This is a genomic window from Pseudomonas sp. A (assembly GCF_056270345.1).
Map to the genome: position 1 here is coordinate 4,990,780 of NZ_CM149873.1, position 25,555 is coordinate 5,016,334.

General features: G+C 63.9%; 24 protein-coding genes and 1 tRNA gene. 11 read left to right on the forward strand and 14 right to left on the reverse strand.

Annotated features, from left to right (window positions below; genetic code table 11):
• Positions 1 to 73: 73 nt before the first annotated feature.
• From AC0MAZ_RS22260 to flgB, 5 genes are all read right to left on the reverse strand, one after another.
• Positions 74 to 259, reverse strand: coding sequence for a hypothetical protein (locus AC0MAZ_RS22260; RefSeq protein WP_050706708.1), 186 nt, complete (start codon positions 257 to 259; stop codon positions 74 to 76).
• A 72-nt stretch (positions 260 to 331) separates the two neighbouring features.
• Complete coding sequence (flgE, locus tag AC0MAZ_RS22265) at positions 332 to 1,705, reverse strand: flagellar hook protein FlgE (RefSeq protein ID WP_203651599.1); 1,374 nt, start codon at positions 1,703 to 1,705, stop codon at positions 332 to 334.
• A gap of 30 nt (positions 1,706 to 1,735) precedes the next feature.
• Positions 1,736 to 2,434 (reverse strand): flagellar hook assembly protein FlgD, encoded by a 699-nt coding sequence (gene flgD / locus AC0MAZ_RS22270; RefSeq protein ID WP_234561781.1) that lies wholly within the window; start codon positions 2,432 to 2,434, stop codon positions 1,736 to 1,738.
• A 15-nt stretch (positions 2,435 to 2,449) separates the two neighbouring features.
• Positions 2,450 to 2,893 (reverse strand): flagellar basal body rod protein FlgC, encoded by a 444-nt coding sequence (gene flgC, locus AC0MAZ_RS22275; RefSeq protein WP_198743001.1) that lies wholly within the window; start codon positions 2,891 to 2,893, stop codon positions 2,450 to 2,452.
• Positions 2,894 to 2,895: 2 nt separating this feature from the next.
• The gene (flgB, locus tag AC0MAZ_RS22280) at positions 2,896 to 3,303 is read right to left on the reverse strand and encodes a flagellar basal body rod protein FlgB (protein WP_203651598.1); all 408 of its coding nucleotides are present in this window, start codon (positions 3,301 to 3,303) and stop codon (positions 2,896 to 2,898) included.
• 334 nt (positions 3,304 to 3,637) lie between these two features.
• Between flgB and AC0MAZ_RS22285 the strand changes: the two genes are divergently transcribed.
• Entirely contained in the window at positions 3,638 to 6,238 is a 2,601-nt protein-coding gene (locus AC0MAZ_RS22285) for an autotransporter family protein (RefSeq protein WP_475859205.1), read from the forward strand.
• Positions 6,239 to 6,314: 76 nt separating this feature from the next.
• Here AC0MAZ_RS22285 and cheR read toward each other — a convergent pair whose 3' ends face one another.
• Positions 6,315 to 7,142: a protein-glutamate O-methyltransferase CheR gene (gene cheR / locus AC0MAZ_RS22290; protein WP_050706713.1), complete on the reverse strand. Its 828-nt coding sequence runs from the start codon at positions 7,140 to 7,142 to the stop codon at positions 6,315 to 6,317.
• Positions 7,143 to 7,193: 51 nt separating this feature from the next.
• Positions 7,194 to 8,123: a chemotaxis protein CheV gene (locus AC0MAZ_RS22295; protein WP_050706714.1), complete on the reverse strand. Its 930-nt coding sequence runs from the start codon at positions 8,121 to 8,123 to the stop codon at positions 7,194 to 7,196.
• Positions 8,124 to 8,186: 63 nt separating this feature from the next.
• Here AC0MAZ_RS22295 and flgA point away from each other — a divergent pair, with 63 nt between their 5' ends.
• The 4 genes from flgA to AC0MAZ_RS22315 all read left to right on the forward strand — a co-directional run bounded on the left by flgA (position 8,187) and on the right by AC0MAZ_RS22315 (position 10,768).
• Entirely contained in the window at positions 8,187 to 8,936 is a 750-nt protein-coding gene (gene flgA, locus AC0MAZ_RS22300) for a flagellar basal body P-ring formation chaperone FlgA (protein ID WP_186714868.1), read from the forward strand.
• 177 nt (positions 8,937 to 9,113) lie between these two features.
• Positions 9,114 to 9,428 (forward strand): flagellar biosynthesis anti-sigma factor FlgM, encoded by a 315-nt coding sequence (gene flgM / locus AC0MAZ_RS22305; protein ID WP_203651596.1) that lies wholly within the window; start codon positions 9,114 to 9,116, stop codon positions 9,426 to 9,428.
• A 47-nt stretch (positions 9,429 to 9,475) separates the two neighbouring features.
• Positions 9,476 to 9,943, forward strand: coding sequence for a flagella synthesis protein FlgN (locus tag AC0MAZ_RS22310; RefSeq protein WP_203651591.1), 468 nt, complete (start codon positions 9,476 to 9,478; stop codon positions 9,941 to 9,943).
• 81 nt (positions 9,944 to 10,024) lie between these two features.
• The gene (locus AC0MAZ_RS22315) at positions 10,025 to 10,768 is read left to right on the forward strand and encodes a flagellar brake protein (RefSeq protein ID WP_203651590.1); all 744 of its coding nucleotides are present in this window, start codon (positions 10,025 to 10,027) and stop codon (positions 10,766 to 10,768) included.
• A 206-nt stretch (positions 10,769 to 10,974) separates the two neighbouring features.
• Here the strand turns inward: AC0MAZ_RS22315 and AC0MAZ_RS22320 are convergent, their stop codons facing one another.
• The 3 genes from AC0MAZ_RS22320 to bkdR form a co-directional block, all read right to left on the reverse strand.
• Complete coding sequence (locus tag AC0MAZ_RS22320; protein ID WP_203651588.1) at positions 10,975 to 12,297, reverse strand: MFS transporter; 1,323 nt, start codon at positions 12,295 to 12,297, stop codon at positions 10,975 to 10,977.
• 130 nt (positions 12,298 to 12,427) lie between these two features.
• On the reverse strand, positions 12,428 to 13,669 hold the full coding sequence (locus AC0MAZ_RS22325) for a glutamine synthetase family protein (RefSeq protein ID WP_232857538.1): 1,242 nt from the start codon (positions 13,667 to 13,669) through the stop codon (positions 12,428 to 12,430).
• A gap of 296 nt (positions 13,670 to 13,965) precedes the next feature.
• The gene (bkdR, locus tag AC0MAZ_RS22330; RefSeq protein WP_203651586.1) at positions 13,966 to 14,454 is read right to left on the reverse strand and encodes an Lrp/AsnC family transcriptional regulator; all 489 of its coding nucleotides are present in this window, start codon (positions 14,452 to 14,454) and stop codon (positions 13,966 to 13,968) included.
• Positions 14,455 to 14,652: 198 nt separating this feature from the next.
• On the opposite strand from bkdR, the gene AC0MAZ_RS22335 reads away from it, so the two are divergent.
• The 4 genes from AC0MAZ_RS22335 to lpdA are packed head-to-tail and all read left to right on the forward strand — an operon-like array spanning position 14,653 to position 19,596.
• Positions 14,653 to 15,885 (forward strand): 3-methyl-2-oxobutanoate dehydrogenase (2-methylpropanoyl-transferring) subunit alpha, encoded by a 1,233-nt coding sequence (locus AC0MAZ_RS22335; RefSeq protein WP_110738599.1) that lies wholly within the window; start codon positions 14,653 to 14,655, stop codon positions 15,883 to 15,885.
• A gap of 1 nt (position 15,886) precedes the next feature.
• On the forward strand, positions 15,887 to 16,945 hold the full coding sequence (locus AC0MAZ_RS22340) for an alpha-ketoacid dehydrogenase subunit beta (protein WP_186714872.1): 1,059 nt from the start codon (positions 15,887 to 15,889) through the stop codon (positions 16,943 to 16,945).
• The gene (locus AC0MAZ_RS22345; protein ID WP_203651568.1) at positions 16,946 to 18,214 is read left to right on the forward strand and encodes a dihydrolipoamide acetyltransferase family protein; all 1,269 of its coding nucleotides are present in this window, start codon (positions 16,946 to 16,948) and stop codon (positions 18,212 to 18,214) included. It begins immediately after the preceding gene.
• Positions 18,215 to 18,216: 2 nt separating this feature from the next.
• Complete coding sequence (gene lpdA, locus AC0MAZ_RS22350) at positions 18,217 to 19,596, forward strand: dihydrolipoyl dehydrogenase (protein WP_203651566.1); 1,380 nt, start codon at positions 18,217 to 18,219, stop codon at positions 19,594 to 19,596.
• A gap of 65 nt (positions 19,597 to 19,661) precedes the next feature.
• Here the strand turns inward: lpdA and AC0MAZ_RS22355 are convergent, their stop codons facing one another.
• Positions 19,662 to 20,660, reverse strand: a complete 999-nt coding sequence (locus tag AC0MAZ_RS22355) for a diguanylate cyclase domain-containing protein (RefSeq protein ID WP_475859210.1) — start codon at positions 20,658 to 20,660, stop codon at positions 19,662 to 19,664.
• Between the two features lie 380 nt (positions 20,661 to 21,040).
• The gene (locus AC0MAZ_RS22360) at positions 21,041 to 22,432 is read right to left on the reverse strand and encodes an aminotransferase-like domain-containing protein (RefSeq protein WP_475859212.1); all 1,392 of its coding nucleotides are present in this window, start codon (positions 22,430 to 22,432) and stop codon (positions 21,041 to 21,043) included.
• Positions 22,433 to 22,792: 360 nt separating this feature from the next.
• Between AC0MAZ_RS22360 and AC0MAZ_RS22365 the strand changes: the two genes are divergently transcribed.
• On the forward strand, positions 22,793 to 23,995 hold the full coding sequence (locus AC0MAZ_RS22365; RefSeq protein WP_254465085.1) for a benzoate/H(+) symporter BenE family transporter: 1,203 nt from the start codon (positions 22,793 to 22,795) through the stop codon (positions 23,993 to 23,995).
• A 23-nt stretch (positions 23,996 to 24,018) separates the two neighbouring features.
• On the opposite strand, the gene AC0MAZ_RS22370 is transcribed toward AC0MAZ_RS22365, so the two are convergent.
• A tRNA-Arg gene (locus tag AC0MAZ_RS22370) sits at positions 24,019 to 24,095 on the reverse strand.
• Positions 24,096 to 24,169: 74 nt separating this feature from the next.
• On the reverse strand, positions 24,170 to 24,793 hold the full coding sequence (gene phnN, locus AC0MAZ_RS22375) for a phosphonate metabolism protein/1,5-bisphosphokinase (PRPP-forming) PhnN (RefSeq protein ID WP_475859214.1): 624 nt from the start codon (positions 24,791 to 24,793) through the stop codon (positions 24,170 to 24,172).
• 346 nt (positions 24,794 to 25,139) lie between these two features.
• Here phnN and AC0MAZ_RS22380 point away from each other — a divergent pair, with 346 nt between their 5' ends.
• A complete protein-coding gene (locus AC0MAZ_RS22380; protein ID WP_003254499.1) occupies positions 25,140 to 25,466 on the forward strand; it encodes an Arc family DNA-binding protein in 327 nt (108 codons plus the stop codon).
• Positions 25,467 to 25,555: the final 89 nt, after the last annotated feature.

The following is a 25,555-nucleotide window of genomic DNA, read 5'->3' on the forward strand; positions in this document are numbered from 1 at the left end:
GTGGAATGACGCGGATCATACCTGAAGCAAATCCGCCAATCGATGGCCTCAAGCCATCAATTTTTGCCTTGGGTCAAAGCGACCTGCAACCGGCATTGTCGAACGGCCCGGCAAAGCGTTTCCAGCCCTCGCCAGGTGACCATTGCGAACACACCAGACGCCCATCGGCCTGGCTCTCCCAGCGCCACCAGGGGGCCATCGCGGCCTGCGCCTGGAGCAGGCAGAGCGCCGCAACAGCGGCAGCGACCAGCTTTTTCATGGAGCCTCTCCTCGAAAACGACGAACCCCTTCGTGCAAAGGGGTTCGTCGACAAACGCTCAGCCAGCGACCATCAGGTCATCTGGATGGTGGTCTGCATGATGGTGCTTTCAGTGGAGATGGTCTTGGCGTTGGCCTGGTAGAAGCTCTGCGCCTTGATCAGCTCGACCAGCTCCTTGGTCAGGTTGACGTTGGAAGCCTCCAGCGAGTTGGACTCCACCGAGCCCAGGGTGCCAGTTTTTGGCGCGTCGATACCTGGAATACCCGAGGAGAAGGTTTCCTTCCAGCGGGTACCGCCGACCTGCTGCAGGCCCTGCTCGTTGGCGAAGCTGGCAATGGCTACCTGGCCGATGGCGCGGGACTGCTGGTTGCTGAAACTAGCGAACATCACGCCGGTGGAGTCGATCGACAGGTTCGACAGGACACCCGTGGCATAACCGTCCTGGGACTGCGAGCTGCGCGCGGTCTCGAGGTTGTAGGAGGTGGTGCTGTTCATCGACAGACGCATACCGTCGGCGTTACCCACCGAGCCGTTGGAACCCCAGTTGCCCGCGGCGTCCTTGGCGGCCGGGATCCAGCCCTTCATGGTGAAGGTGTTGTTGACCACACTCCAGTCGAACGCTCCCACCGGCGTGGTCGGCACGTTGTCAGGGCTGGCGGTCATGGCCTTGACGCTGCCATCGGGGTTGAAGTCGATGTTGCCAATGAGCGGCGTGGTCTTGCTCGGATCGTAAGGGTTGCGACCTTCCACCAGGGTGTACATGGTCCACTGGTTCTCGCCGGTCTTGCGGTAGAACTGCTCCATGACGTGCTCGTTGCCCTGGCTGTCGTACACCTTGGTCGGGAACGACTTGGTGTAGGTGCTCTGATCCTTCGGATCGAACGGCTTGTTCGGCACCATCACGGGCGGCGTGGAGTTGTCCGGGACCTGCAGCGGGATGTCGGGGGCCGAGGAGTTCAGGTTGATGCCCTGGTCGATCAGGGTGGTCGCCTTCGGCGCCATTGCCGAGGTATCGATCCGCAGGTCGGTCAGCACGCCCTTCATGATCTTGCCATTGGCATCGACCCCATAGCCCTGCAGACCCAGGCCATCGGAGGTGACGACATAGCCGTCCTTGTTGGTCTGGAACGCACCGGCGCGGGTATAGCTCAGCGAGCCGTTGTCGGACAGGACGAAAAAGCCCTGGCCCTGGATGCCCATGTCCAGTACGTTGCCGGTGTTGTTGACGTCGCCCTGGCCGAACTGCTGAGAAACCGTGGCCAGGCGCACGCCGTTGCCGACCTGGTTCTTGCCCACGCCCAGGCGGTTGGCGCCGGCGTAGACGTCGGCGAACTCGGCGCGCGACGACTTGAAGCCGACGGTCTCGGAGTTGGCGATGTTGTTGCCGGTGACGTCCAGCTTCTTGTTGGCTGCGTACAGACCGCTAAGGCCGATATTGAAAGACATGCATTCACTCCTTATGCCGTGCTAGCGGCCTTAGATTCCGATAGTTTGTACTTTGGAGATGCCCAGCTTGCCGATCCCGGCAAGGTTGAGCATCATCTCGCCACCGTTCTGGAAGCTGACACTGGTGACCTTGGCCGGCAGCATCGTGTACATCTCCTGCGACTTGCCGTCGACAGTGGTGGTGGCGGTGAAGCTATAGGTACCCGCCTCGACTTTTTCGCCCTTGTCGTTGGTGCCGTCCCAGATGAAATCGGCGGTGCCTTTCTTCTGCTCGCCCAACTGGATGGTCTTGACCACGTTGCCATCCTTGTCCTTGATGGTCACCTTGCCGTCGGTGATGTTCTGCGGCACGACCACCTGGCCATTGAGGCTTTCCTTCGGATCGAAGAGGGCCTTGTCGTTCTGCACGATCACCGAACGCCCTACCAGGGAGGAGGCCTGCAGCGCCTGGGACGAGCCCATGCCGCTGATGATCGAGTTGACCGAGCTGTTCAGGGTCTGGATGCCTTCCAGGCTGCTGAACTGCGCCAGCTGGGCGATGAACTGACCGTTGTCCTGGGGATCCAGCGGGTTCTGGTGCTGCATCTGGGTGACCAGCAGCTTGAGAAACGCATCCTTGCCCAGCGCATTCTTGTCGACAGGCTCGGTGGTGGTTTTCTTGGTGCCGGTGCTGACCCCGGATTTTGTCAGCACATCATTGAGGTTCACGCTGGGGTTTTCGACTGCCATGGTCGGGATTCCTTATCACTGACCCAGGGTCAGTACTTTCTGCATCATGGTCTTGGCGGTGTTCATCAGCTCGGCGTTGGTCTGGAACGCACGGCTGGCGGAGATCATGTCGGCCATCTCCTCGACCACGTTGACATTCGGGTAGTAGACGTAGCCGTCCTTGTTCGCCGACGGATGATTGGGCTCGTAACGTGCCTCGAGGTTGCTCTGGTCCTCGATGATGCCCTTGACCTGGACGCCCTGCCCGGCCTCGCCCTGCTCCTCGAACAGCGACTGGCCCATGCCGTTCTGCGCGTTCTGGAAGGTGGTGGCGAACACCGGATGGCGGGCGCGGTAGGTCTGGTCGATGCTCGAGGACACCGTCTCGGCGTTGGCGATGTTCGAGGCAACGGTGTTCAGGCGCGTGTTCTGCGCGCTCATGCCGCTACCGGCGATGTTGAAGACACTGGCAAGGGACATGGTCACTCTCCACGCAGGGCCGATACCAGCCCTTTGAATTTACTGTTGAGCAGGGTGAAGCTGGCCTGGAAGCCAACGGCGTTTTCCGCGTAGTTCGACTGCTCGATCTGCGCATCCACGGTGTTCTGGTCGATCGACGGCTGCATCGGCGTACGGTACTGCAGGGTGTCGTCCATCATCGCCAGGCCTTCGGCCTCGATGTGGCGGTTGTTGGTGCGGTCCAGGGCTATGCGCCCCTTCTGCTGCTTGTCGGCCTCGGCGGCGAGTACCGACGAGAAGTCCATGTCACGCGCCTTGTAGTTGGGCGTGTCGGCGTTGGCGATGTTATTGGCCAGCACCTCGGCACGCTGGGCGCGGAAGCCCAATGCCTTTTCGTGGATGCCAAGCGCCTTGTCGAAGCTGATGCTCATATCGGGGAAACCTTCAAAGGTTGACCAGAGTTTCGTTGGCTTAGGCTTTAGCAAGGGCTGTGCCAACCTGCGCAACCCCAGTAAAGCGGGGGCTAGCCAGATATCAGGACACTGGCGATGCCAGAAAAGCGGCAATGTGCTTCCGCATCCAACTCGGCAAGCGGCAATTGCCAGGCGGCAAAAGCGGCAAAACAAAAAATTGACGTCAATTCGACATGTCATTTAGCCACCAATCGCGATAGCATCCGCGTCCTCGCGCACCAGCCCACGCCATCACGGTTGTCGCCCGCATGGATGCGCGCCGCTTTCATTACGATTTCAAAGGAACGAAACCGTGCCACCGCTTAACCTGCGCAAGACCCTCCTGGCCCTCCTGATCGGCGCCATTCCCGCCCCCGCCCTGGCTTTGCCCCAGACCATTGCACTCACCCATGCTGGCTACAGGGGTGACCACCAGTCCTTTGCCGACGACCTCGAATTCACCGGCAGCTTCACCGGCTACCAGCAGGACGCGATCGCCCTCGCGAACAGCCTGGTGGCGGGCAACATGACGCTTGGCAGTGCAATCAACGACAGCGACACGAACGCTGTCGACCTGATCCATCGCAGCGACGGTATCCGTATCAGCGGCACCAACATCGGCGGCTTCCTGACCAACCGCGGCAATGTTGTCACCACCAGCCTCGACGGTGCCGCCCTGCGCCTGAGCGCCAGCACCGTCGACGACGACCTGACCAACGAAGGGTTGCTCAAGGCCGGCACCAGCTTCTCGTACAACAATGGCGGCCCCACCTACGGCATCGACCTGTCCAGCCCCGGTAGCAACATCAGCCGCATCCACGGCGGCCTGATCAATACCGCAGGCGCCCGCATCATCGCCACCGGCCGCAACTCACGGGCCATCAACCTGGCAGGGGCGAACCTGGAAGAGCGGGTGGTCAACCGCGGCGAGATCAGCGCGACGGGCCCGGGCGCCATCGCCATCCACGCCACCACGGATGCCGCCAACCGGCCGACCGTACTGGCCGGCATCGACAACCAGGGCCAGATTTTCGCTGGTGACCAAGGCTCCCAGGCCATCGTGCTCGACGGCGCGACCCTGTTCGACAGCCTGGGACGCCATGTCGAAAACAGCGGCAGGATCGTGGCCGGCGACACCGCTATCCGCATTGGCAATACCGCCTTTGACGGCCCCGGCCTGCAACCCGGGTACAAGGCCAACGGTGACCTGAACATCTTCAACAGCGGCGAGATCTGGGCCAAAGTCGCCATCGACGCCACCACCAGCAACCGCCCGGTCGAGCTGATCATGCGCCAGGGCAGCAAGATCTACGGCGACCTCGTCGACCTGGCCAACATCGAGGTCGAAGGCGACAGCACCTATGGCGTCGCCTACGCCCCGCCCGGCAGCAACAGCATCCGCCTGGCAAACGGTGGCTGGATCGACGTTGGCGACAGCAGCGAGCCACCCACTACCTTCACCCTGCACAGCCTTCACACCACCCTCGACGGCAACCTGAGGATTGCCGACAACTCGGCGCTGGGCCTGTGGCTGGCAAGCAGCACTGACCCGAACACAGCGTTGCTCAAGGTCAGCGGCATCGCCGAGTTCGCCCAGAACGCGCGGATCCTGCTGGAGCCGGAGGACACCGACTTCGAGGCCAGCGGCAGCCGCTACCTGCTGCTCGAGGCCGGCCAGGTGCAGGTCCTCGACGCCAACGGCCTGCAGGTCAACGCCAAGCCCCTGGTCGCCAGCACCTCGGCCATGCTCAATGTGCTGAGCAGCACGCTCGATGACAACAAGGTCTACGTCACCGTCAGCACCAAGCCGACCGAGGACCTTGAGCAGATCGTCGCCCAACAGGGTGGCGACAGCAATGCACAGCGTGCCCTGGGCAACCTGGCCGAAGCCGGCCTGCTGGCACGCCTGGGCAACCAGGACCCACTGTTCCTCGCCGCCGCCAGCGCCGACGAGGCGCAACTGGCCAGGCTCGCCGAGCAACTGGCGCCGGACGTCAGCGACGGCGCCCGCCAGGCCGCCATGGCCAGCCAGCGACTGATCGGCAACGCCATCGACAACCGCTCCAGCAGCCTGCGCGCCCCTCGCGCCGACGAGGCACGCCGCGCCTCCGGCGTGTGGATGCAGTCGCTGTACAGCGACGCCAGCCAGCAGCAGCGCGATGGCATTGCCGGTTACAACGCCTACAGCCGCGGCGTGGCGGTCGGCGCCGATGGCCAACTGGACGACCAGCTCACCCTCGGTGCGGCCTACAGCTTCATCGACACTGACGTCAACGGCAAACGCGGCAACAAGACCCAGGTACAGAGCCACGCCTTCTCGCTGTATGGCAGCTACACCCTGGACAACTACTTCGTCGACGCCAGCCTGACCTACGGTTTCAACGACAACCAAGGCAAGCGAGAGGTCGCGGGCACACGGGCCAAGTCGGACTATGACAGCAACCTGCTGGGCCTGAACCTGGTGGGCGGCTACAGCTGGCAGCTGAATCCGCGACTGCTGGTCGAGCCGCGCCTGGCAGCGCGCTACAGCCGCGTCGACATCGACCGCTTCAACGAGAAAGGCTCGGCCGCCGCACTCAAGGTCGAGGCGCAGCGCTACGAGGCCATCGAGCTGGGCGCCGGCGTGCGCGTGGCCAGCCAACTGCCGCTCGGCGCCGGCATCCTGGAGCCGCAGGTGAAAGTCATGGCCTTCCACGACTTTGCCGCGGATCCTGTGCAGAACACCGCGACCTTCGTGCTGGGCACCACACCTTTCGTCAGCCATGGCGCCAGCGTGGCGCGTAACAGCTACGAGGCCGGGCTGGGTGCGGACTACAAACTGGGTGCGGTGAGCATCGGCGTCAGCTATGACTACGTGGGCAAATCGGGCTTCGATGCCGACGTGTTCTCGGCCAGGCTGCGCTACGCGTTCTGACACGCCATTACAGGCAAGCCCGCAGCGAAAACAAAAAGGCCGGTATCGCAGGATACCGGCCTTTTTTCGCCCAGCCTTACTTGGCCTGGTAGATGATCCCCGGGCTGCACTGGACCATCTGATAATGGTCAGGCAGCCCGTTGAGCGCCTCGGACGCCCCCAGGAACAGATAGCCACCGGGCTTGAGGGTGCCGTGAATGCGCATGAGGATGTCCTTCTTGACCTGGGCCGAGAAGTAGATCAGCACGTTGCGGCAGAACACGATGTCGAACTTGCCCAGCGGCGCATAGCTGTCGAGCAGGTTGTACGAACGGAACTCGACGCGGCTGCGGATCGGCGACTTGATCGCCCAGCGCCCCGGCCCCTTTGGGTCGAAGTAGCGCTGCAGGCGCTCCTGCGACAAGCCGCGGGCGATGGCCAGGCTATCGTACTCGCCGGTCTTGCAGTTGTTGAGCATGGCACCCGACAGGTCGGTAGCGACGATCTGCGCCCCCATCTTCAGCTGGCCGAGGTTGGTGCGCTCGAACTCGTCGATCGACATCGAGATCGAGTACGGCTCCTGACCGGACGAACAGGCCGCCGACCAGATGCGCAGGCGCTGGCCCGGGTTGTTCTTGATGAACTCCGGGATCACCTTGCTCTTGAGCACCTCGAACGGGTAGGTGTCGCGAAACCACAGCGTCTCGTTGGTGGTCATGGCATCGACCACCTGTTCGCGCAGGCCACTGCGTGGCTGGGTCTGGATGCGCTGCACCAGTTCGCCCAGCGACTTGATGCCCTGTTGCTCCATCAGCTTGTTGAGACGGCTGGAGACCAGGTACTGCTTATTCTCGCCCAGCAGGATGCCACAGGCTTTCTCCAGGAAGACCCGGAACTGTTCGAAATCCAAATTACCCGTAGACAATGCTGCCGCCTCTTCTTAAATCGCTAGCGCCGGGGACGGGCCCCGGCCGTTTCAATGACTTGCCTTGATCCGATCGACCACGCGCTGGGCGAGGTCATCCGGCCTGAACTTGGCCAGGAAGTCATCGGCACCGACTTTCTTGACCATCGCCTGGTTGAATACCCCGGACAGCGAAGTATGCAGGCAGATGTGCAGTTTTTGCATGCGCGGATCGCTGCGGATCTCCGCCGTGAGGGTATAGCCGTCCATTTCCGGCATTTCAATATCCGAGATCATCATGAGGAACTCTTCCTCCGGACGCTTGCCCTCGTCCACCAGCTTGCGCAGGTAATCCAGGGCCTGGCGACCGTCGTTGAGCGCCACCACCTCGACTCCCACGGTCTGCAGGCAACGGCTCACCTGCTTGCGCGCCACCGACGAGTCATCGACCGTCAGCACCCGCAGCATCACCGCCTTGTCCTGCACTTCGGCATCGATCACGCCATCGGACACCGACTCGGACGAAGGCGCCACCTCGGCCAGCACCTTCTCCACATCGATGATCTCGACCATGCGGTTGTCGACCCGGGTCACGGCTGTCAGGTAGTGATCGCGTCCGGTACCCTTGGGTGGCGGATGGATCTCTTCCCAGTTCATGTTGACGATGCGCTCGACCGAATGCACCAGGAAACCCTGGGTCTTGGTGTTGTACTCGGTGATGATCACGAAACTGTTGCGCGTTTCTTCCTTCAACTGCGGAAGGCCGGTGGCCATCGACAGGTCCAGGATCGGGATGGTCGCCCCCCGAATGTTGGCCACGCCGCGCACCACCGGGTGGGACCTGGGCAGCAGCGTCAGGTCCGGGCACTGCAGCACCTCCCGTACCTTGAACACATTGATGCCGTAGAGCTGATCGCCATTGAGGCGAAACAACAGCAGCTCCAGGCGATTCTGCCCCACCAGTTGCGTGCGCTGGTTGACCGAATCCATCACTCCAGCCATGCCAGACTCCTTCAACGATTGCCTATGTACCGAATCGGCACGGGCTTTGCTTTTTTGAACGCCATGTATACGAAAACGACAAATTTCCGACGACTGACGCGCCTGTTGACCGGCTCACTGGCCGCCCTGTGCCTGCTGGCACCCGGCATTCGTACGCTGGCGGACTCTTTTACCTTGCCTGAACAGCTTATCGGTGTCACTCAGGGGTTTCTTGAATTCACCGTGGAGGACTACCTGGCGACCACCCAGACCCCGGGCCGCTACGAGATCCAGGTCAACAACCTCGACCCACGCCTGCGCATGCCGCTGTGCAGCCAGCAGCTGGACGCCTCGCTGGAAGGTTCGACGCCCCTGGGGCGGGTTACGGTACGGGTCCGCTGCGACGGCACGGCGCCCTGGACGGTATTCGTCCCAGCCCAGGTGCGCCTGATGCGCGACGTGGTGGTCATGACTCGCCCCCTGAAACGTGAAAGCGTGGTGGGTGAAGGCGATGTGGCCTTGCGCGAACGCGATGTGGGCACCCTCGGCGTCGGCTACCTGACCCAGCTTGACCAGGCCGTGGGCTTGAAGCTGTTGCGCCCCACTGTGCTCGACCAGGTGCTGACGCAACAGCACCTGGAGCAGGCCGATGTGGTGCGCAAGGGCGATCACGTGGTGATCATCGCCCGCAGCGGCAGCCTGAGCGTGCGCATGCCCGGCGAGGCCTTGGACAAGGGCGGCCTGCAGACGCAGATCCGGGTGCGCAACCTGAACTCCAAACGCGTGGTCAAGGCCCGCGTCACGGGCCCGGGGCAGGTCGAGGTGGCCATGTAGGACTGCACTGCGTCGGGATAGTGACGCAACGCTGGCGATGTGGAACCGCGCCCCCTAAACTGTGTCACAGATCGGGTTGCGCACGTGTGCCGAGAGGCGGTGATGCATTCACGCCTAAAGTTTTGCTCGGGTAGGCCGAAAGCAAGGCATGCGTCCTAATTCCCAGGGGTTCTGAACATGGTCATCGACTTCAGTCGTCTCAACAACTCTCCGTCCGTCACGGGCGGCGTTCGCGGCAATGCCGCGCCAGGCAACGCCGATAAAGCCGGCGAGGCCAGCGCAGCGCCCAAGCACGCCAGTGTCAGCGGAGAAGCGGTACACCTGAGCCCAGAGGCCCAGCAATTGCAGAAGATCAGCGACAAGCTGCGCGATCAGCCGACCGTCAACAGCGCCCGCGTGGCCGAGTTGAAACAGGCCATCGCAGACGGCAGCTACAAGGTCGATGCCGACCGGGTCGCCAGCAAACTGCTTGATTTCGAAGCCCAGCGCTGACCCCCAGGGGCGCTGACTTCAAGGACGCAATTCGCCAAGAGTTAGCCATGCACGACATCACCCTGCTGCAACTGATCGAAGACGACATCGCGCCGACCCAGGAACTGCTCGACCTTCTGCAAAAGGAGGCAGTTTCCCTGCATGGCCGGGAAATCATGGCGCTGGAGCATATCCTTGCCCGCAAGCAGTCGCTGGTCGTGCTGCTCGAACAGCAGGGCCTGCGGCGCAACCAGTTGCTCATCGATCTCGGCCTCAGCGCCGACCGCGCGGGCGTGCAGGCAGTGGCCGACCAGTCGCCCAACGGCGAACTCATCATGCAGCAGCTCAATGAGCTCACCCAGCTGATGGATGCCTGCCAGAAGGTCAACGAGAACAATGGCCGGATCATCCAGATGCAGCAATACGCCACGGCCAACCAGATCAGAATCCTCATGGGCGGCGACTCGCCGTCGCTCTATGACAGCCGCGGCGCCACCTCGCCAATGGACAAGCCCAGGGCCATCGGCCAAGTCTGATTGACCCTGATCAAGGCACGGAACATACTGGCATAATGCCGTTACTTGCGTGTGCCGTATTCGCCTGGAGATTGATTACCCGTGTTCAATGAAACCGATGCTCCCCAGCCACCAAAGGTGCTGACCACCCCTTTGGAGATCACGGCCAACTTGCGCCAGCTGCTGGAGAGCCACGACCCGCTGATCATCAGCTTCCATGAGCGCAGCCAGCGGTTTCAAAGCTACGTGGTGCATGTCGACCGGGACAGCGGCGTCCTGGCACTGGATGAAATGATCCCTCGCGACGGCGAGAAGTACATCGAGAACGGCGAACCGTTCCGTGTCGAAGGCTTCCATGACGGCGTGCGCATCGCCTGGGAATCCAACACGGCACTGACCATCGGCGAGATCGACGGCCACCGCTGCTACCGTGGCCCGCTGCCCGAGGAAGTAACTTACCACCAGCGCCGCAACGCCTTCCGCGCCGCGCTGAAACTGTCGCAACTGGTCGACATCGTCCTCGACGGCGCCCACCTCAAGGGCAACGGCGCCCTGCGCGGCAAGCTGCTGGACATTTCCGCCACCGGCTGCAAGCTGCGCTTCGACGGCAACGTCGAGGACCGCCTGCAACTGGGCCAGGTCTACGAGCGCTTCAAGGCCAGCAACCCACTGGGGCTGACCGACACCCTGGTCGAACTGCGCCACCTGCACTTCGAGGAGCGTATCAACACCACCTTCGCTGGGGTGCGCTTCCATAACCTCAACGGTCAGGCGCAGCGCAAGATCGAGAGTTTCGTCTATCAGCTGCAGCGCGAGGCGCGGCGGTTCGACAAAGACGACTATTGAGCGTCAGCAGGGCACGAAAACGCCACCCCACGGGTTAATGCCAGGCAGTTAGCGCTTGATCGCACTTATTGGGGCTGCTTTGCAGCCCTTCGCGGGTAAACCCGCTCCCACAGGTACAGCGCTCGATTCAGCGTCTGCGCGATCCTGTGGGAGCGGGTTTACCCGCGAAGGGTCGCGCAGCGACCCCAATTGGCTTAACTGACTGGCTAGGATTTGCTCATCTCGCTTTCCCGCTCCGCGCCGGCCTCCTCTTCGGTATCCTCCGCCGCCACCGGCGCCTGCATCACCTCCTGCACGGTCTGCTCGTCCACCCGAGGGTCAAGGGCCGCCGACAAGGGCGACCCCGCCGCCGGCATGGCCACGTGCCCCAGAGGCGCATCCTGGACCTGGTGCAGCCCGGTGACCGCCTTGGGCCGAATGCGCCAGACCAGCACCAGGGCGAAGAACACGAAGAAGGCGTACAGCATCTGCGCACCCAGCAGTTTCATCAGCACCCCCGCCGCCAGCGGCCCGATGCAGGCGCCCACGCCATAGGTGACCAGCAGCATGGCGGTCAACGAGACCCGCCGCTCGCTTTCCACATGGTCGTTGGAGAACGCCACCGCCAGCGGATACAGGCAGAACTGCAACAGCGATATGACGAAGCCGATACCGAACAACAGCGCCAACGGCACGCCCGGCAGGATCGCCAGCGGCGCCGAGGCCAGCGCCAGGCCGATCGCCACGCTGCGGATCAGCACGGCGCGATCATAACGGTCGGACAACCAGCCCAGCGGCCACTGCACCAGCAGGCCGGCAAAAATACAGCTGCCCATGAACAGACCGATCTGCTCGGTGGACAGCCCCTGGCTGGACGCATACAGCGGCGCCAGGCCATAGAACGAACCGACGATCAGACCCGAGCCGAGCACCGTGGACAACGACTGCGGCACGCGCTTGATGAAGAACTTCGGCTCCATCGGCGCCGGCCGCAAAGGCGCGGGGTGGATACGCCGGGTCATGGCCACCGGCACCAGGCACAGGGCAAAGCACATCGCCACCAGCATCAGCAACTCAGGCCCCAGCTGCGGATGCACCACCAGGATCAACTGGCCAAGCACCAGCCCAAGATACGAGGCGATCATGTAGCCGCTGAACACCGCGCCGCGATGCTTGGCATCGGCCTGCTCGTTGAGCCAGCTTTCGATGACCATGTACTGGCACATCATCCCCAGGCCGACGATCATCCGCAGCCCGATCCACACCGGCAGCCAGCTGGTCAGCCCGTGCCCGAGCACCGCCGCGCCGACGATGCCGGCACAGGTGGCGTAGGCGCGGATATGCCCGACCCGGCCGATCAGCCGGTGCCCGACCTTGCCGCCCACCGCCAGGCCGAAGTAGTTTGCCGCCATCAACGCACCGATCCACAGGCTGTCGACATGGTCGGCGGCCAGGCGCAGGGCCAGGTAGGTACTGAGCAGGCCCGAACCGATCAGCATCATCAGGGCGGCGAAGTACAACGACTGAAACGGCTTCCAGATATTTCGCATACGTCCCGTCAAGCTCCTTGATCTGGTGGCGCGGGGGTGCTGCCAAGCATAAAAGCAAATCCATCGCGGCGCAGGCCCCGGACGGCGAAATCGGCCGCCGGGGGCGCATCCAGTAGCGGTCGTGTCGCGCTCAGGCTTGCGCGGCGAGCACGCGGCGCTCCCAGGGCGTGATCTCATCGAAGAAATCGCTCAGCTCCAGGGTCTTGGTGGCGATGTAGCCTTCGATGAACTCCCTGCCGAACAGTTCCCGCGCCAGGTTGCTGCGCTTGAGGCGCTCCAGCGCGGCGTGCAGGGTGCAGGGCAGGCTCAGGTGCTCGGGGACTTCGAACTCGCCCTGGATCGCCGGCGTCGGCGCAAGCTGCCGCTCGATTCCATGCAGGCCGGCGGCAAGGCTCGCGGCAAGGGCCAGGTAAGGGTTGGCGTCGGCGCCCGGCAGGCGGTTCTCCACTCGCCGCGCCGCAGGCGAGCTGGCCGGGATGCGCAGGCCCGCTGCGCGATTGTCCTCGGACCAGCAGGCATTGTTCGGCGACGCATAGGGGTGACACAGGCGCTGGTAGGAGTTGACGTTCGGCGCGAACAGCACGGTGAAGTCGGCCAGACAGGCCTGCAGGCCACCGATGAAATGGTGGAAGGTGTCGGTCGCCCTGCCCTGCTCGTCGCTGAACACGTTACGCCCGCTGGCGCTGTCGACCAGGCTCTGGTGGATATGCATCGAACTGCCGGGGGTGTGCGCCAGGGGCTTGGCCATGCACACCACGGTCAGGCCATGCTTGAGCGCGACTTCCTTGAGCAGGTGTTTGAACAGGAAGGTCTGGTCGGCCAAGAGCAAGGGATCGCCGTGCAGCAGGTTGATCTCGAACTGACTGACGCCCATCTCGTGCATGAAGGTGTCACGCGGCAGCCCCAACGCCGCCATGCAGCGGTACACATCGTTGAAGAACGGACGCAGGCCGTTGTTGGAGCTGACACTGAAGGCCGAGTGGCCCATTTCCCGACGACCGTCCTTGCCCAGTGGCGGCTGGAACGGCTGGGTCGGGTCGCTGTTGGCGGCAAACACGAAGAACTCCAGTTCCGTCGCCACCACCGGCGCCAGCCCGCGCTCGGCATAGCGGGCGATCACCGCCTTGAGCTGGCCACGGCTGGACAGGCCCGAGGGCGTGCCATCGAGCTCCACCGCATCGCAGATGGCCAGCGCGCGAGGCTCGTCGCTCCAGGGCAGGCGGTGGATCTGCGAAGGCTCGGCCACCAACGCCAGGTCGCCGTCGTCGCTGCCGTAGTACTTGGCCGCCGGGTAGCCGCCCATGATGCACTGCAGCAGCACGCCGCGAGCCATCTGCAGGCGGCGGCCCTCGAGGAAGCCCTCGGCGGTCATCACCTTGCCGCGGGGCACGCCGTTGAGGTCGGGGGTGACGCACTCGATTTCATCGATGCCCTTGAGGAACGCTGCCTGGTTGCGCGGGCCTTCGGTCGTCATGACGCTGTCCTTCTTGTTGTGTTCGCATGCCGGGAATGGCGACGCACACAACATAGGCCGGGGGTGTTTAAAATATCAAGCACCCCAGGGATCGTGGCGCCCTCTTCGCGGGTAAACCCGCTCCCACAGGAACCTGGCCAGCCTTCAGGGCAAAGGTGAACCTGTGGGTTTACTCGCGAAAGGGCCAGCCCAGGTTACTGCTCGCGCAGCGTCATGCCATTGGCCGGCAGCGGCAACGCGGTCTTGTAACGGACCTGTTTCAAGGCAAAGCTGGAACGAATGTTCGCCACCCCGGGCAAGCGCGTGAGGTAATCGAGGAAGCGCTCCAGCGCCTGAATGCTCGGCAGCAGCACCCGCAGCAGGTAGTCCGGATCCCCGGTCATCAGGTAGCACTCCATCACCTCCGGCCGTTCGGCGATCTCCTCCTCGAAGCGGTGCAGCGACTGCTCCACCTGCTTTTCCAGGCTGACGTGGATGAACACATTCACATCCAGCCCCAGCACCTCGGGCGACAGCAGCGTGACCTGCTGGCGGATCACCCCAAGCTCCTCCATGGCCTTGACCCGGTTGAAGCACGGCGTGGGCGACAGGTTGACCGAGCGCGCCAGCTCTGCATTGGTGATCCGGGCGTTTTCCTGCAGGCTGTTGAGGATGCCGATATCCGTTCGATCCAGTTTACGCATGAGAGAAATTGACCTGGTTTTTGTGTTTGTACGGAATGTTTATCTGCGCCGCCGGACAAAGGCAATGAACTTGAGAGAAAAATTCTCCTGCCGTCCCCCTATGATGTAAAAAGACGCTGACCTGCCAGTCACGAGCCGGCAGTCAGCGGCGGCCGCTTCAAAGCTCACAAAAACAACATTCGAGCGAGCGTAAAAAGCATGAACGAGTACGCCCCCCTGCGTCTGCATGTGCCCGAGCCTACAGGCCGGCCAGGCTGCCAGACCGATTTCTCCTACCTGCGCCTGAACGACGCCGGTCAAGTCCGTAAACCCCCTATCGATGTGGAGCCTGCCGACACGGCGGACCTCTCCTACAGCCTCGTGCGCGTGCTCAACGAGCACGGCGACGCCGTCGGCCCCTGGGCCGAGGGCATCGAGCCGCAGGTACTGCGCCAGGGCATGCACGCCATGCTCAAGACGCGTATCTTCGACAGCCGCATGGTGGTTGCCCAGCGCCAGAAGAAGATGTCCTTCTACATGCAGAGCCTGGGCGAGGAAGCCATCGGCAGCGGCCAGGCCCTGGCCCTGAACCGCAGCGACATGTGCTTCCCCACCTACCGCCAGCAGAGCATCCTGATGGCCCGCGAGGTGTCGCTGGTGGACATGATCTGCCAGCTGCTGTCCAACACCCGTGACCCGCTCAAGGGCCGCCAGCTGCCGATCATGTACTCGGTGCGCGAAGCCGGCTTCTTCACCATCAGCGGCAACCTGGCCACCCAGTTCGTCCAGGCGGTCGGCTGGGCCATGGCCTCGGCGATCAAGGGCGACACCAAGATCGCCTCGGCGTGGATCGGTGACGGCGCCACCGCCGAGTCCGACTTCCACACTGCCCTGACCTTCGCCCACGTCTACCGCGCCCCGGTGATCCTCAACGTGGTCAACAACCAGTGGGCGATCTCGACCTTCCAGGCCATCGCCGGTGGCGAGTCGACCACCTTCGCCGGCCGTGGCGTGGGTTGCGGCATCGCCTCGCTGCGGGTCGACGGCAACGACTTCATCGCCGTCTACGCCGCCTCGCGCTGGGCCGCCGAACGCGCCCGCCGCGGCCTGGGCCCGACGCTGATCGAGTGGGTCACCTACCGTGCCGGCCCGCACTCGACCTCGGACGACCCGTCCAAGTACCGCCCGGCCGACGACTGGAGCCACTTCCCGCTGGGCGACCCGATTGCCCGCCTCAAGCAGCACCTGATCAAGCTCGGCCACTGGTCCGAGGAAGAGCACCAGGCGGTCACCGCCGAGCTCGAGGCCGAGGTGATCAAGGCGCAGAAGGACGCCGAGCAGTTCGGCACCCTGAGCAATGGCCATATCCCCAGCGCCGCCTCGATGTTCGAGGATGTGTACAAGGAAATGCCCGACCACCTGCGCCGTCAGCGCCAGGAACTGGGGGTCTGAGATGAACGATCACAACAACAGCATCCATCTGGAAAACGCCATGTCCACCACCACCATGACCATGATCCAGGCCCTGCGCTCGGCCATGGATGTCATGCTCGAGCGCGATGACAACGTGGTGGTCTACGGCCAGGACGTTGGCTACTTCGGCGGCGTGTTCCGCTGCACCGAAGGTCTGCAGACCAAGTACGGCAAGTCCCGCGTGTTCGATGCGCCGATCTCCGAGAGCGGCATCGTCGGCACCGCCGTGGGCATGGGCGCCTATGGCCTGCGTCCGGTGGTCGAGATCCAGTTCGCCGACTACTTCTATCCCGCCTCCGACCAGATCGTCTCGGAGATGGCCCGCCTGCGTTATCGCTCGGCCGGCGAGTTCATCTCGCCGCTGACCCTGCGCATGCCCTGCGGTGGTGGCATCTATGGCGGCCAGACCCACAGCCAGAGCCCCGAGGCGATGTTCACCCAGGTCTGCGGCCTGCGCACCGTGATGCCGTCGAACCCGTACGACGCCAAGGGGCTGCTGATCGCCTCGATCGAATGCGACGACCCGGTGATCTTCCTCGAGCCCAAGCGCCTGTACAACGGCCCGTTCGACGGCCACCACGACCGCCCGGTAACGCCGTGGTCCAAGCACCCGCACAGCGCAGTGCCTGATGGCTACTACAGCGTGCCGCTGGACAAGGCGGTGATCACCCGCCCAGGCAATGACGTCACCGTGCTGACCTACGGCACCACCGTGTATGTCTCGCAAGTGGCCGCCGAGGAGAGCGGCGTCGACGCCGAGGTCATCGACCTGCGCAGCCTTTGGCCGCTGGACCTGGAGACCATCGTCGCCTCGGTGAAGAAGACCGGTCGCTGCGTGGTCGTGCACGAGGCCACCCGTACCTGCGGCTTCGGCGCCGAACTGGTGTCGCTGGTCCAGGAGCACTGCTTCCATCACCTCGAGGCGCCGATCGAGCGCGTCACCGGCTGGGACACGCCCTACCCCCACGCACAGGAATGGGCCTACTTCCCCGGCCCTTCGCGGGTAGGCGCGGCACTGAAACGGGTCATGGAGGTCTGAATGGGCACGCACGTCATCAAGATGCCGGATATCGGTGAAGGCATCGCGCAAGTCGAGTTGGTGGAATGGTTCGTCAAGGTCGGCGACATGATCGCCGAGGACCAGGTGGTGGCCGATGTCATGACCGACAAGGCCACCGTGGAAATTCCCTCGCCGGTCAGCGGCAAGGTATTGGCCCTGGGCGGCCAGCCGGGTGAAGTGATGGCGGTCGGCAGCGAGCTGATCCGCATCGAGGTCGAAGGCAGTGGCAACCATGTCGACGCGCCACAGGCCAAGCCGGTTGAGCCGGAAGCCGCGCCGGTCAAGGCCGTGGCCCAGCCCGAGCCACGCATCGAGGCACAACCCCAGGCTGCTGCGGCCCATGCCGCCGCGCCTATCGTGCCGCGCGAAGCCCACGACAAGCCACTGGCGTCCCCGGCCGTGCGCAAGCGCGCCCTGGACGCCGGGATCGAGCTGCGTTACGTACATGGCAGCGGCCCGGCCGGGCGCATCCTGCATGAAGACCTCGACGCCTTCATCAGCAAGCCGCAGACCGGCGCCGGCCAGGCACCGGGCGGCTACGGCAAGCGCACCGACAGCGAGCAGGTACCGGTGATCGGCCTGCGCCGCAAGATCGCCCAGCGCATGCAGGACGCCAAGCGTCGCGTCGCCCACTTCAGCTACGTCGAGGAAATCGACGTCACCAACCTGGAAGCCTTGCGCCAGCAGCTCAACGCCAAGTACGGCGACAGCCGCGGCAAGCTGACCCTGCTGCCGTTCCTGGTGCGCGCCATGGTCGTCGCCCTGCGCGACTTCCCGCAGATCAACGCCACCTACGACGACGAGGCCCAGGTCATTACCCGCCACGGCGCGGTGCACGTCGGCATCGCCACCCAGGGCGACAACGGCCTGATGGTGCCGGTACTGCGTCATGCCGAGGCCGGCAACCTGTGGAGCAACGCCGGCGAGATCGCCCGCGTGGCCCACGCCGCGCGCAACAACAAGGCCAGCCGCGAAGAGCTGACCGGCTCGACCATCACCCTGACCAGCCTCGGCGCCCTGGGCGGCATTGTCAGCACCCCGGTGGTCAACACCCCGGAAGTGGCGATCGTCGGCGTCAACCGCATGGTCGAACGGCCGGTGGTGATCGACGGCCAGATCGTCGTGCGCAAGATGATGAACCTGTCCAGTTCGTTCGACCACCGCGTGGTCGACGGCATGGATGCCGCCCTGTTCATCCAGGCCGTGCGCGGCCTGCTGGAACAGCCTGCCTGCCTGTTCGTGGAGTGATCATGCAAGAGCTCATCAACACCACCCTGCTGATCATCGGCGGCGGCCCCGGCGGTTATGTGGCCGCCATCCGCGCCGGACAACTGGGCATCCCCACCGTGTTGGTCGAAGGCCAGGCCCTGGGCGGCACCTGCCTGAACATCGGCTGCATTCCCTCGAAGGCGCTGATCCATGTGGCCGAGCAGTTCCACCAGGCCAGTCGCTTCACCGAACCTTCGCCGCTGGGTATCAGCGTATCCTCGCCGCGCCTGGACATCACGCGCAGCGTCGAGTGGAAGGACGGCATCGTCGACCGCCTCACCAGCGGCGTCGCCGCCCTGCTGAAAAAGCACGGCGTGAAGGTGATCCATGGCTGGGCGAAGATCCTCGACGGCAAGAGCGTCGAGGTCGATGGCCAGCGCATCCAGTGCGAGCACCTGCTGCTGGCAACCGGCTCGAACAGCGTCGAACTGCCGATGCTGCCGATCGGCGGGCCGATCATCTCGTCCACCGAGGCCCTGGCGCCCAAGGCGCTGCCTCAGCACCTGGTGGTGGTCGGCGGCGGCTACATCGGCCTGGAACTGGGCATCGCCTACCGCAAGCTTGGCGCCAAGGTCAGCGTGGTGGAAGCCCGCGAACGCATCCTGCCGACCTACGACGCCGAACTCACCGCGCCGGTGGCCGACTCGATCAAGAAACTCGGCATCGCCCTGTACCTGGGCCACAGTGTCGAAGGCTATGCCGACGGCTGCCTGCTGGCCAGCGATGGCCAAGGTGGCCAGCTGCGCCTTGAGGCTGACCAGGTGCTGGTGGCCGTGGGCCGTCGCCCTCGTACCAAAGGCTTCGGCCTGGAAAGCCTGGATCTGAAGATGAACGGCGCGGCCATCGCCATCGACGAGCGCTGCCAGACCAGCATGCGCAACGTCTGGGCCATCGGCGACGTGGCCGGCGAGCCGATGCTGGCGCACCGGGCCATGGCCCAGGGCGAGATGGTCGCCGAGATCATCGCCGGCAAGAGCCGACGCTTCGAGCCGAGCGCAATCGCCGCGGTGTGCTTCACCGACCCGGAAGTGGTGGTGGTCGGCCAGACCCCGGAACAAGCCAGCCAGCAGGGCGTGGACTGCATCGTCGCGCAGTTCCCCTTCGCCGCCAACGGCCGGGCAATGAGCCTGGAATCAAAGACCGGCTTCGTGCGCGTGGTGGCCCGCCGTGACAACCACCTGATCCTCGGCTGGCAGGCCGTGGGCGTGGCGGTGTCGGAACTGTCCACCGCCTTCGCCCAGTCGCTGGAGATGGGCGCACGCCTGGAAGACATCGCCGGCACCATCCACGCCCACCCGACCCTGGGCGAGGCGGTGCAGGAAGCGGCATTGCGCGCCTTGGGCCACGCCCTGCACATCTGACCTGACACTGAAGCGGCAATCGCCGTATTTGGCCCGCTACGCCCCTGGCGCAGCGGGTCTTTTTTTCACTCGGCGACGACGTTCTTGCCGGCTGCCTTGGCCCGGTACAGCGCCTTGTCGGCACGGCCCAGCAACCCCTGACGGTCCTCCCCTTCGCGCCACTGCACCACGCCATAGCTCATGGTCAGCTGGCACTGGCCTATCGGCGGCACTTTGGCCACGGCCTCCTGGATTCGCTGCGCCGCTTCACGTGCCTGCTCCTGCGAAGTTCGCGGCAAGACCACCACGAATTCATCGCCGCCCCAACGTGCCAACAAGTCCTGCTCGCCCAGACACCGACGGATCCGTTCGGTAACCTCGACCAGTGCGGCATCGCCACGGGCGTGGCCGTGCAGGTCGTTGATCGGTTTGAAGTCGTCCAGGTCCATGGCGATCAACGCCAGCGGTTCACGGAAGCGCCGGGCACGCTCGCACGCCTCCTCGAGGGTCTTTTCCAGGCGATAGCGATTGGCGGTACGGGTCAGGGCGTCGCGCTCGGCCAACTCGCGATTCTCGTCGAGCTGGCGCTGCAACTGCTGGTTGACCCAAGACAGTTCGCGGGTGCGCTCGGCCACCAGGCTTTCCAGGGACAGGTTGCGCTGCTCGAGTTCGGCGACCAGGCGCTTGCCCGCGTCGATGTTGCGGTGGGCGCCGAGCATGCGCGCCACCGAACCGTCGGCGTTGCGGGCGATGACATGGCCGCTGTCCTCGATCCACAGATAGCTGCCATCCTGGCAGCGGCAACGGTACTCGATGAGATAACGCTCGTTGCGCTGGTTGATGTAAGCCTCGAAATGCGCCATCACCCGCGGGTAATCCTCGGGGTGAATCACGCTTTCCCAGGTCAGCACGGAATTGTCCAGCGAATGGCTGGCGTAGCCCAACATCGCGTACCAGCCCGGGTTGCGGTAGACATAGCCGCTGTTGGCATCCCAGTCCCAGATACCGTCGCTGATCAGATCGAACAAGGTGTGCAATTGCTGCTCGGTGAAGCCAGCCGGTAGCGGCTTTGTTGCCTGACTCATGGACGCGCTCCCTGTTGTCCAGCAACTGCGCCCCGTATCCGGTGCTGCCGACACATGCTTGTATTTGCCGCAAGCGGCAATCCTGTTCCTATGCCGGGCAAGCATATTCCGAGCAACAGGCTGCCGGAATAGCCCTGACGGCCTATTTCGCCCCGGTACCACTACTGGTACTGCTTTTGCCCCTTTCGTCGTGTCTTCAGCTCCATCCCGGGAGCCATCATGCTTATCACCGCGATCGCTCGACAGATCGCCCAACGCATGCAGGAGGAGACCGAGATGAAACGATCAGGAAGCGCAGCGCGCCCAGGGCGCCATGACCTCGGCGGATGACAGGGACACCGAGCGTAAGTACAGCGCCAAGCTGTAGCCCTGAGCATCCGTCAGTAAAAGCGCTGCGGATCCCCTGACTCAAGCAGGCTGGCCAACTGGGTCAGGGCGAAGCGCAACTCCTCCCGACTGGTCGGCGCCATCAGCACGACCCGCACGCCACGTGGATCGCCCGTGCGCTCCACCTGGAACTGACTGGCGCTCATGACCACCACGCCATTGGCCCGCGCCAGCAGGGCGAACTCGTCGCTGCGCCACGGCTCGGGCAGGTTGAGCCAGAGGTGATAGCAGTGCGACTGGCTCTGCAGCGACGCACTGCCGAAGACTTCACGGGCGATGGCCTGACGTGCCGCCGCCTCGGCGCGGTGCATGCGGATCAACTGGCTGTCCAACCCTTCGCCGATCACATGGCTGGCCAATTGCGCGGTCAATGGCGAAGGCATCCACACCGTGCTGCGCACCATGGCGGTCAGGCGCGACAGCAGCTTCGGCGGGCTGTACAGGTAGCCGATGCGCAGCGCCGGCATGACCGACTTGGACAGGCTGGTGAGGTAGATCGAACGCTCCGGGGCGAAGGTCGCCAGCGGCCGGGTCTGCGGGTCGGTGGCAAGGAAGCCGTAGATGTCATCGTCCAGCAGCAGGAAGTCGAACTCCTCCGCCAGCGCCGCGATCTGGGCGCGCCGCTCGTTGGACATGATTGCCATGGTCGGGTTCTGGCAGGTCGCCACGCACACCAGCATGGTGGGCCGCTCGCGCTGGCAGATCTCGCGCAAGGCCTCGGGGATGATGCCCTGCTCGTCCATCGGCACGCCACGCAGACGGCGGCCCAGGCCATGGGCCACGGAAATGATGCCCGGATAGCACAGCGACTCGCACAGTATCAGGTCGCCCGCCCCGGTCAGGGCGCTGATCGCCACCATCAGCCCATGCTGGGCACCGCTGGTGATGACCACCTGCTGCCACTGCGCACCCGGTAGCCACTGGCGCAACCATTGCGCGCCCGCCTCGCGATGCGCCGGATGGCCGCCGTCGGGGGCGTAGTCCAGCACCTGCTCCAGCCGTGAGGTATTGGCCAGCTCGGTCAAGGCGTTGCGCAACCAGTACTGCAGGGTTTCGCCGTAGGGCTTGATGATCGACAGGTCGAGCACTTCGCTGCGGACCGCGGGGGCAGCACGGGCGGCAACGGGGGCCTCGTCCGTCTCGGTGATCCGGTCAAGGACGTAGGTGCCACGCCCCACCTCGCCCTGGGTCAAGCCACGGCGCGACGCCTCGGTGTAGGCGCGGCTGATGGTGCCGGGCGTGACATCCAGCGCCTGCGCCAATTCGCGCAGCGTCGGCAAGCGCTCGCCACGCCGCAGCGCGCCGCTGGCAATGTCATGCGCCAGCGCATCGGCGATGGACAGGTAGACAGGCTGATTGCTTTCGCTGATCCGTGGAACCCACATGAGACGGCTACCGGGCTGAAAATGATTGAAATTTGAACACACAGGCCGACTTGAGTCGATCCTCCGAGCGATTCAAGTTGTGCCTTCCTGCCATGAAATCACGGATGAAATTGTCCCTCTGTGGGAGCGGGCTTGCCCGCGAACACCGGCGGAGCCGGTGCCATCCACCGCGCCGAATGCTTCGCGGGTAAACCCGCTCCCACAGGTACTCACTGAATCAACAAGTTACAGCTTGCTCCAGGAGGAGTGAGCGTGCCCGCGACGGGCTGGAGAGCAGCCCCACTTGAATTCAGGTCTCGTTACCGTATAGATTCAATTTGAATCGACTCAATCGAATCAATTAACTCACCTGGACTCGCCATGGACAACCTCAGAAAGGATTTTTCCCTCTCCGCCCTGGTCGCCGGCCTGATCGCCGTGATCATCTCCTACGCAGGCCCCTTGATCATTGTGTTCCAGGCCGCCGACCAGGCAGGTCTGGACAACGCAGCGACCGCTTCGTGGATCTGGGCCATCTCCATCGGCAGCGGCCTGACCGGCCTGCTGCTGAGCTGGAAACTGCGGGTGCCGGTGATCACCGCCTGGTCCACGCCCGGCGCGGCGCTGCTGGTGTCGATGCTGCCGAGTGTGTCACTGGCCCAGGCGGTGGGCGCCTACATCGTCGCCTCGCTGCTGATTGCCGTGATCGCGCTGAGCGGCGCCTTCGACAAGCTGATGAATCGCCTGCCCAAGGCCATTGCCGCGGCGATGCTGGCCGGCATCCTGTTCCGCTTCGGCGCCGAGCTGTTCAGCTCGATCCGCCTGCAGCCCGTGCTGGTACTGTCGATGCTGGCAAGCTACCTGCTGTTCAAGCGCCTGTCGCCGCGTTACGCGATTCTTTCGGTGCTGATCGTCGGTTGCGGCCTCGCCGCCGGCCTGGGCCAACTGGACACCCAGGCGCTGGTGCTGGAAATGACCATCCCGACCTGGACCAGCCCGCAGTGGAGCTGGCAGGCCATCGTCAATATCGGGTTGCCCCTGGCCCTGGTATCGCTCACCGGCCAGTCGGTGCCCGGCATCGCCGTACTGCGCACCTCCGGCTACCAGGTGCCGGCACGCCCGATCGTCTCGGTCACCGCCCTGGGTTCGCTGCTGCTGGCGCCGTTCGGCTGCCACGGCGTCAACCTGGCGGCGATCACCGCTGCCATCTGCACCGGCCGCGAGGCCCACGAGAACCCGGATAAACGCTATATCGCCGGCATGGCCTGCGGTGCCTTCTACCTGCTGATGGGCAGTTTTGGCGCCACCCTGGCCTCGGTGTTCGCCGCCCTGCCGAGGGAACTGATCGCCGCCCTCGCCGGCCTGGCACTGTTCGGTGCCATCGCCAACGGCCTGGCAGGCGCCATGAGTGACGAGAAACAGCGGGAGCCGGCGCTGATCACTTTCCTGGTCACCGCATCGGGCATGAGCCTGCTCGGTCTTGGCGCCGCGTTCTGGGGGCTGATCTTCGGGCTGGCGGCACACTTCGCCCTGAGCTACAGCCGCACGGCTCAACAGCCGCAGGCAAGCGTTCAGGTACGGTGAAGAAGACAAGGGGAATGGGGAAATGGCGTCCCAGGGCAGGTTCGAACTGCCAACCTTCCCCTTAGGAGGGGGATGCTCTATCCAATTGAGCTACTGAGACACTGAAGCCGACAACAGACGCTGTGCGGCGGGGACGGCGAGCATGTTAACCAGCGTGCGGGCATTTGTCATGTATCAATCGGGCGTTTTGCACGTCGGCTTTTTCCCCTGCGCGTCAGCGATCACGCCTTCGCTGCGCAACAGCGCGAGCAACGCCTCGACCGCACCGGCCAGCGAAGCGGAGTTGTCCACGACATGCACGCCGGGATCATACGCCTGCAACCTGAAGTTGCGGGCCAGGCGCTGTTCGATCTCTTCGTTGCTCTCTCGCCCCCTGGCCAGCAGACGCTGGCGCAGCGCCTGCTGTGAAACGGTCAGCCCCACGGCCACCAGGTCGGGATAGCGCTGCCGGGCATTGGCCAGGTAGGCACGCGAACCATTGACCAGCACCGACCGACCCGCAGCGAGCCATGCGTCCAGCTGAACAGGAATGCCATAGCTCAAGCCGTTAGCCTGCCAGTCCAGGGCAAAGGCCCCCGCCTCGCGCATCGCCTCGAAGCGCTCGACGCTCACTCCGAGCGCAGCTTCGCCCTTGGCCTCGGCTGAGCGCGTGATGACCCGCCGGGCGACTTCGACACCTAGGGTGAACAATCGCTCACGCGCCGCATCGATCAGGGAATCTTTTCCCGAACCCGACGGTCCCATGAGGAATACAAGGCGCCCCCTTGAGGTTGCCCCACCGCTTGCGTCATATTGCATAGCCACTATGCTCAATGTATGGGAAACCAGCCTATTCCAGGATTTTCCCTAGGCCTTTACCGTCTTTCACCAGATTTTGACGGCATTTGTCTGACACCGGTGTAATTCGATGAATGTGAAACTTTTCAAACCAGTGCTCATTTCTGATAATTGGTACTGGCAAAAAGCCTTTATCGAGATCACTATTTGTCACAGAATTGACGCCAAGGAAACGGCGACCCTGAGGCAAGATGAAGAACCAAAATCACATCACGGTTGAACATTTTGTCGTCGCCGCGGTCGTACTTCCACCGTGCGGCCAATTTGCGAACCGCTCCCCCTGAACCAGAACAACCGGTCAATTTATATGCGCCCAATGAAACAGGCTATCTATTCGAGCCGCACCGCTGACAAGTTTGTCGTCCGCCTGCCAGACGGGATGCGTGAGCGCATTGCCGAGGTAGCGCGCAACCACCACCGCAGCATGAACTCCGAGATCATCGCCCGCCTGGAGCAGAGCCTTATCCAGGAAGGCGCCCTGGGTGATGAACTGAGCATGCGCCTGGACAGCCCAGAGCTCAGCCTCCACGAACGTGAACTGCTGCAGCGCTTCCGCCAACTGTCCCACCGCCAGCAGAATGCCCTGGTCGCCCTCATCGCTCACGATGTGGAAATGGCCGCCGACGCGTCCTGATCCAGGCAGCGACACCGCACACAAAAAAGCCAGCGCAAGCTGGCTTTTTTGCATCTGATTGCCGAGTCACGCACACCCCTACTGTAGGA

What these genes read in the sequence shown, in the direction of transcription:
- flgE (WP_203651599.1), bottom strand. Translation starts at nt 1,705, where the DNA reads ATGTCTTTCAATATCGGCCTTAGCGGTCTGTACGCAGCCAACAAGAAG.
- AC0MAZ_RS22335 (WP_110738599.1), top strand. Translation starts at nt 14,653, where the DNA reads ATGAACGAGTACGCCCCCCTGCGTCTGCATGTGCCCGAGCCTACAGGC.
- flgD (WP_234561781.1), bottom strand. Translation starts at nt 2,434, where the DNA reads ATGGCAGTCGAAAACCCCAGCGTGAACCTCAATGATGTGCTGACAAAA.
- AC0MAZ_RS22380 (WP_003254499.1), top strand. Translation starts at nt 25,140, where the DNA reads ATGCGCCCAATGAAACAGGCTATCTATTCGAGCCGCACCGCTGACAAG.
- flgC (WP_198743001.1), bottom strand. Translation starts at nt 2,893, where the DNA reads ATGTCCCTTGCCAGTGTCTTCAACATCGCCGGTAGCGGCATGAGCGCG.
- AC0MAZ_RS22320 (WP_203651588.1), bottom strand. Translation starts at nt 12,297, where the DNA reads ATGCGAAATATCTGGAAGCCGTTTCAGTCGTTGTACTTCGCCGCCCTG.
- flgA (WP_186714868.1), top strand. Translation starts at nt 8,187, where the DNA reads ATGTATACGAAAACGACAAATTTCCGACGACTGACGCGCCTGTTGACC.
- flgB (WP_203651598.1), bottom strand. Translation starts at nt 3,303, where the DNA reads ATGAGCATCAGCTTCGACAAGGCGCTTGGCATCCACGAAAAGGCATTG.
- AC0MAZ_RS22325 (WP_232857538.1), bottom strand. Translation starts at nt 13,669, where the DNA reads ATGACCGCCGAGGGCTTCCTCGAGGGCCGCCGCCTGCAGATGGCTCGC.
- AC0MAZ_RS22310 (WP_203651591.1), top strand. Translation starts at nt 9,476, where the DNA reads ATGCACGACATCACCCTGCTGCAACTGATCGAAGACGACATCGCGCCG.
- flgM (WP_203651596.1), top strand. Translation starts at nt 9,114, where the DNA reads ATGGTCATCGACTTCAGTCGTCTCAACAACTCTCCGTCCGTCACGGGC.
- AC0MAZ_RS22345 (WP_203651568.1), top strand. Translation starts at nt 16,946, where the DNA reads ATGGGCACGCACGTCATCAAGATGCCGGATATCGGTGAAGGCATCGCG.
- AC0MAZ_RS22340 (WP_186714872.1), top strand. Translation starts at nt 15,887, where the DNA reads ATGAACGATCACAACAACAGCATCCATCTGGAAAACGCCATGTCCACC.
- AC0MAZ_RS22260 (WP_050706708.1), bottom strand. Translation starts at nt 259, where the DNA reads ATGAAAAAGCTGGTCGCTGCCGCTGTTGCGGCGCTCTGCCTGCTCCAG.
- lpdA (WP_203651566.1), top strand. Translation starts at nt 18,217, where the DNA reads ATGCAAGAGCTCATCAACACCACCCTGCTGATCATCGGCGGCGGCCCC.
- bkdR (WP_203651586.1), bottom strand. Translation starts at nt 14,454, where the DNA reads ATGCGTAAACTGGATCGAACGGATATCGGCATCCTCAACAGCCTGCAG.
- AC0MAZ_RS22360 (WP_475859212.1), bottom strand. Translation starts at nt 22,432, where the DNA reads ATGTGGGTTCCACGGATCAGCGAAAGCAATCAGCCTGTCTACCTGTCC.
- AC0MAZ_RS22295 (WP_050706714.1), bottom strand. Translation starts at nt 8,123, where the DNA reads ATGGCTGGAGTGATGGATTCGGTCAACCAGCGCACGCAACTGGTGGGG.
- AC0MAZ_RS22355 (WP_475859210.1), bottom strand. Translation starts at nt 20,660, where the DNA reads ATGAGTCAGGCAACAAAGCCGCTACCGGCTGGCTTCACCGAGCAGCAA.
- AC0MAZ_RS22365 (WP_254465085.1), top strand. Translation starts at nt 22,793, where the DNA reads ATGGACAACCTCAGAAAGGATTTTTCCCTCTCCGCCCTGGTCGCCGGC.
- phnN (WP_475859214.1), bottom strand. Translation starts at nt 24,793, where the DNA reads ATGCAATATGACGCAAGCGGTGGGGCAACCTCAAGGGGGCGCCTTGTA.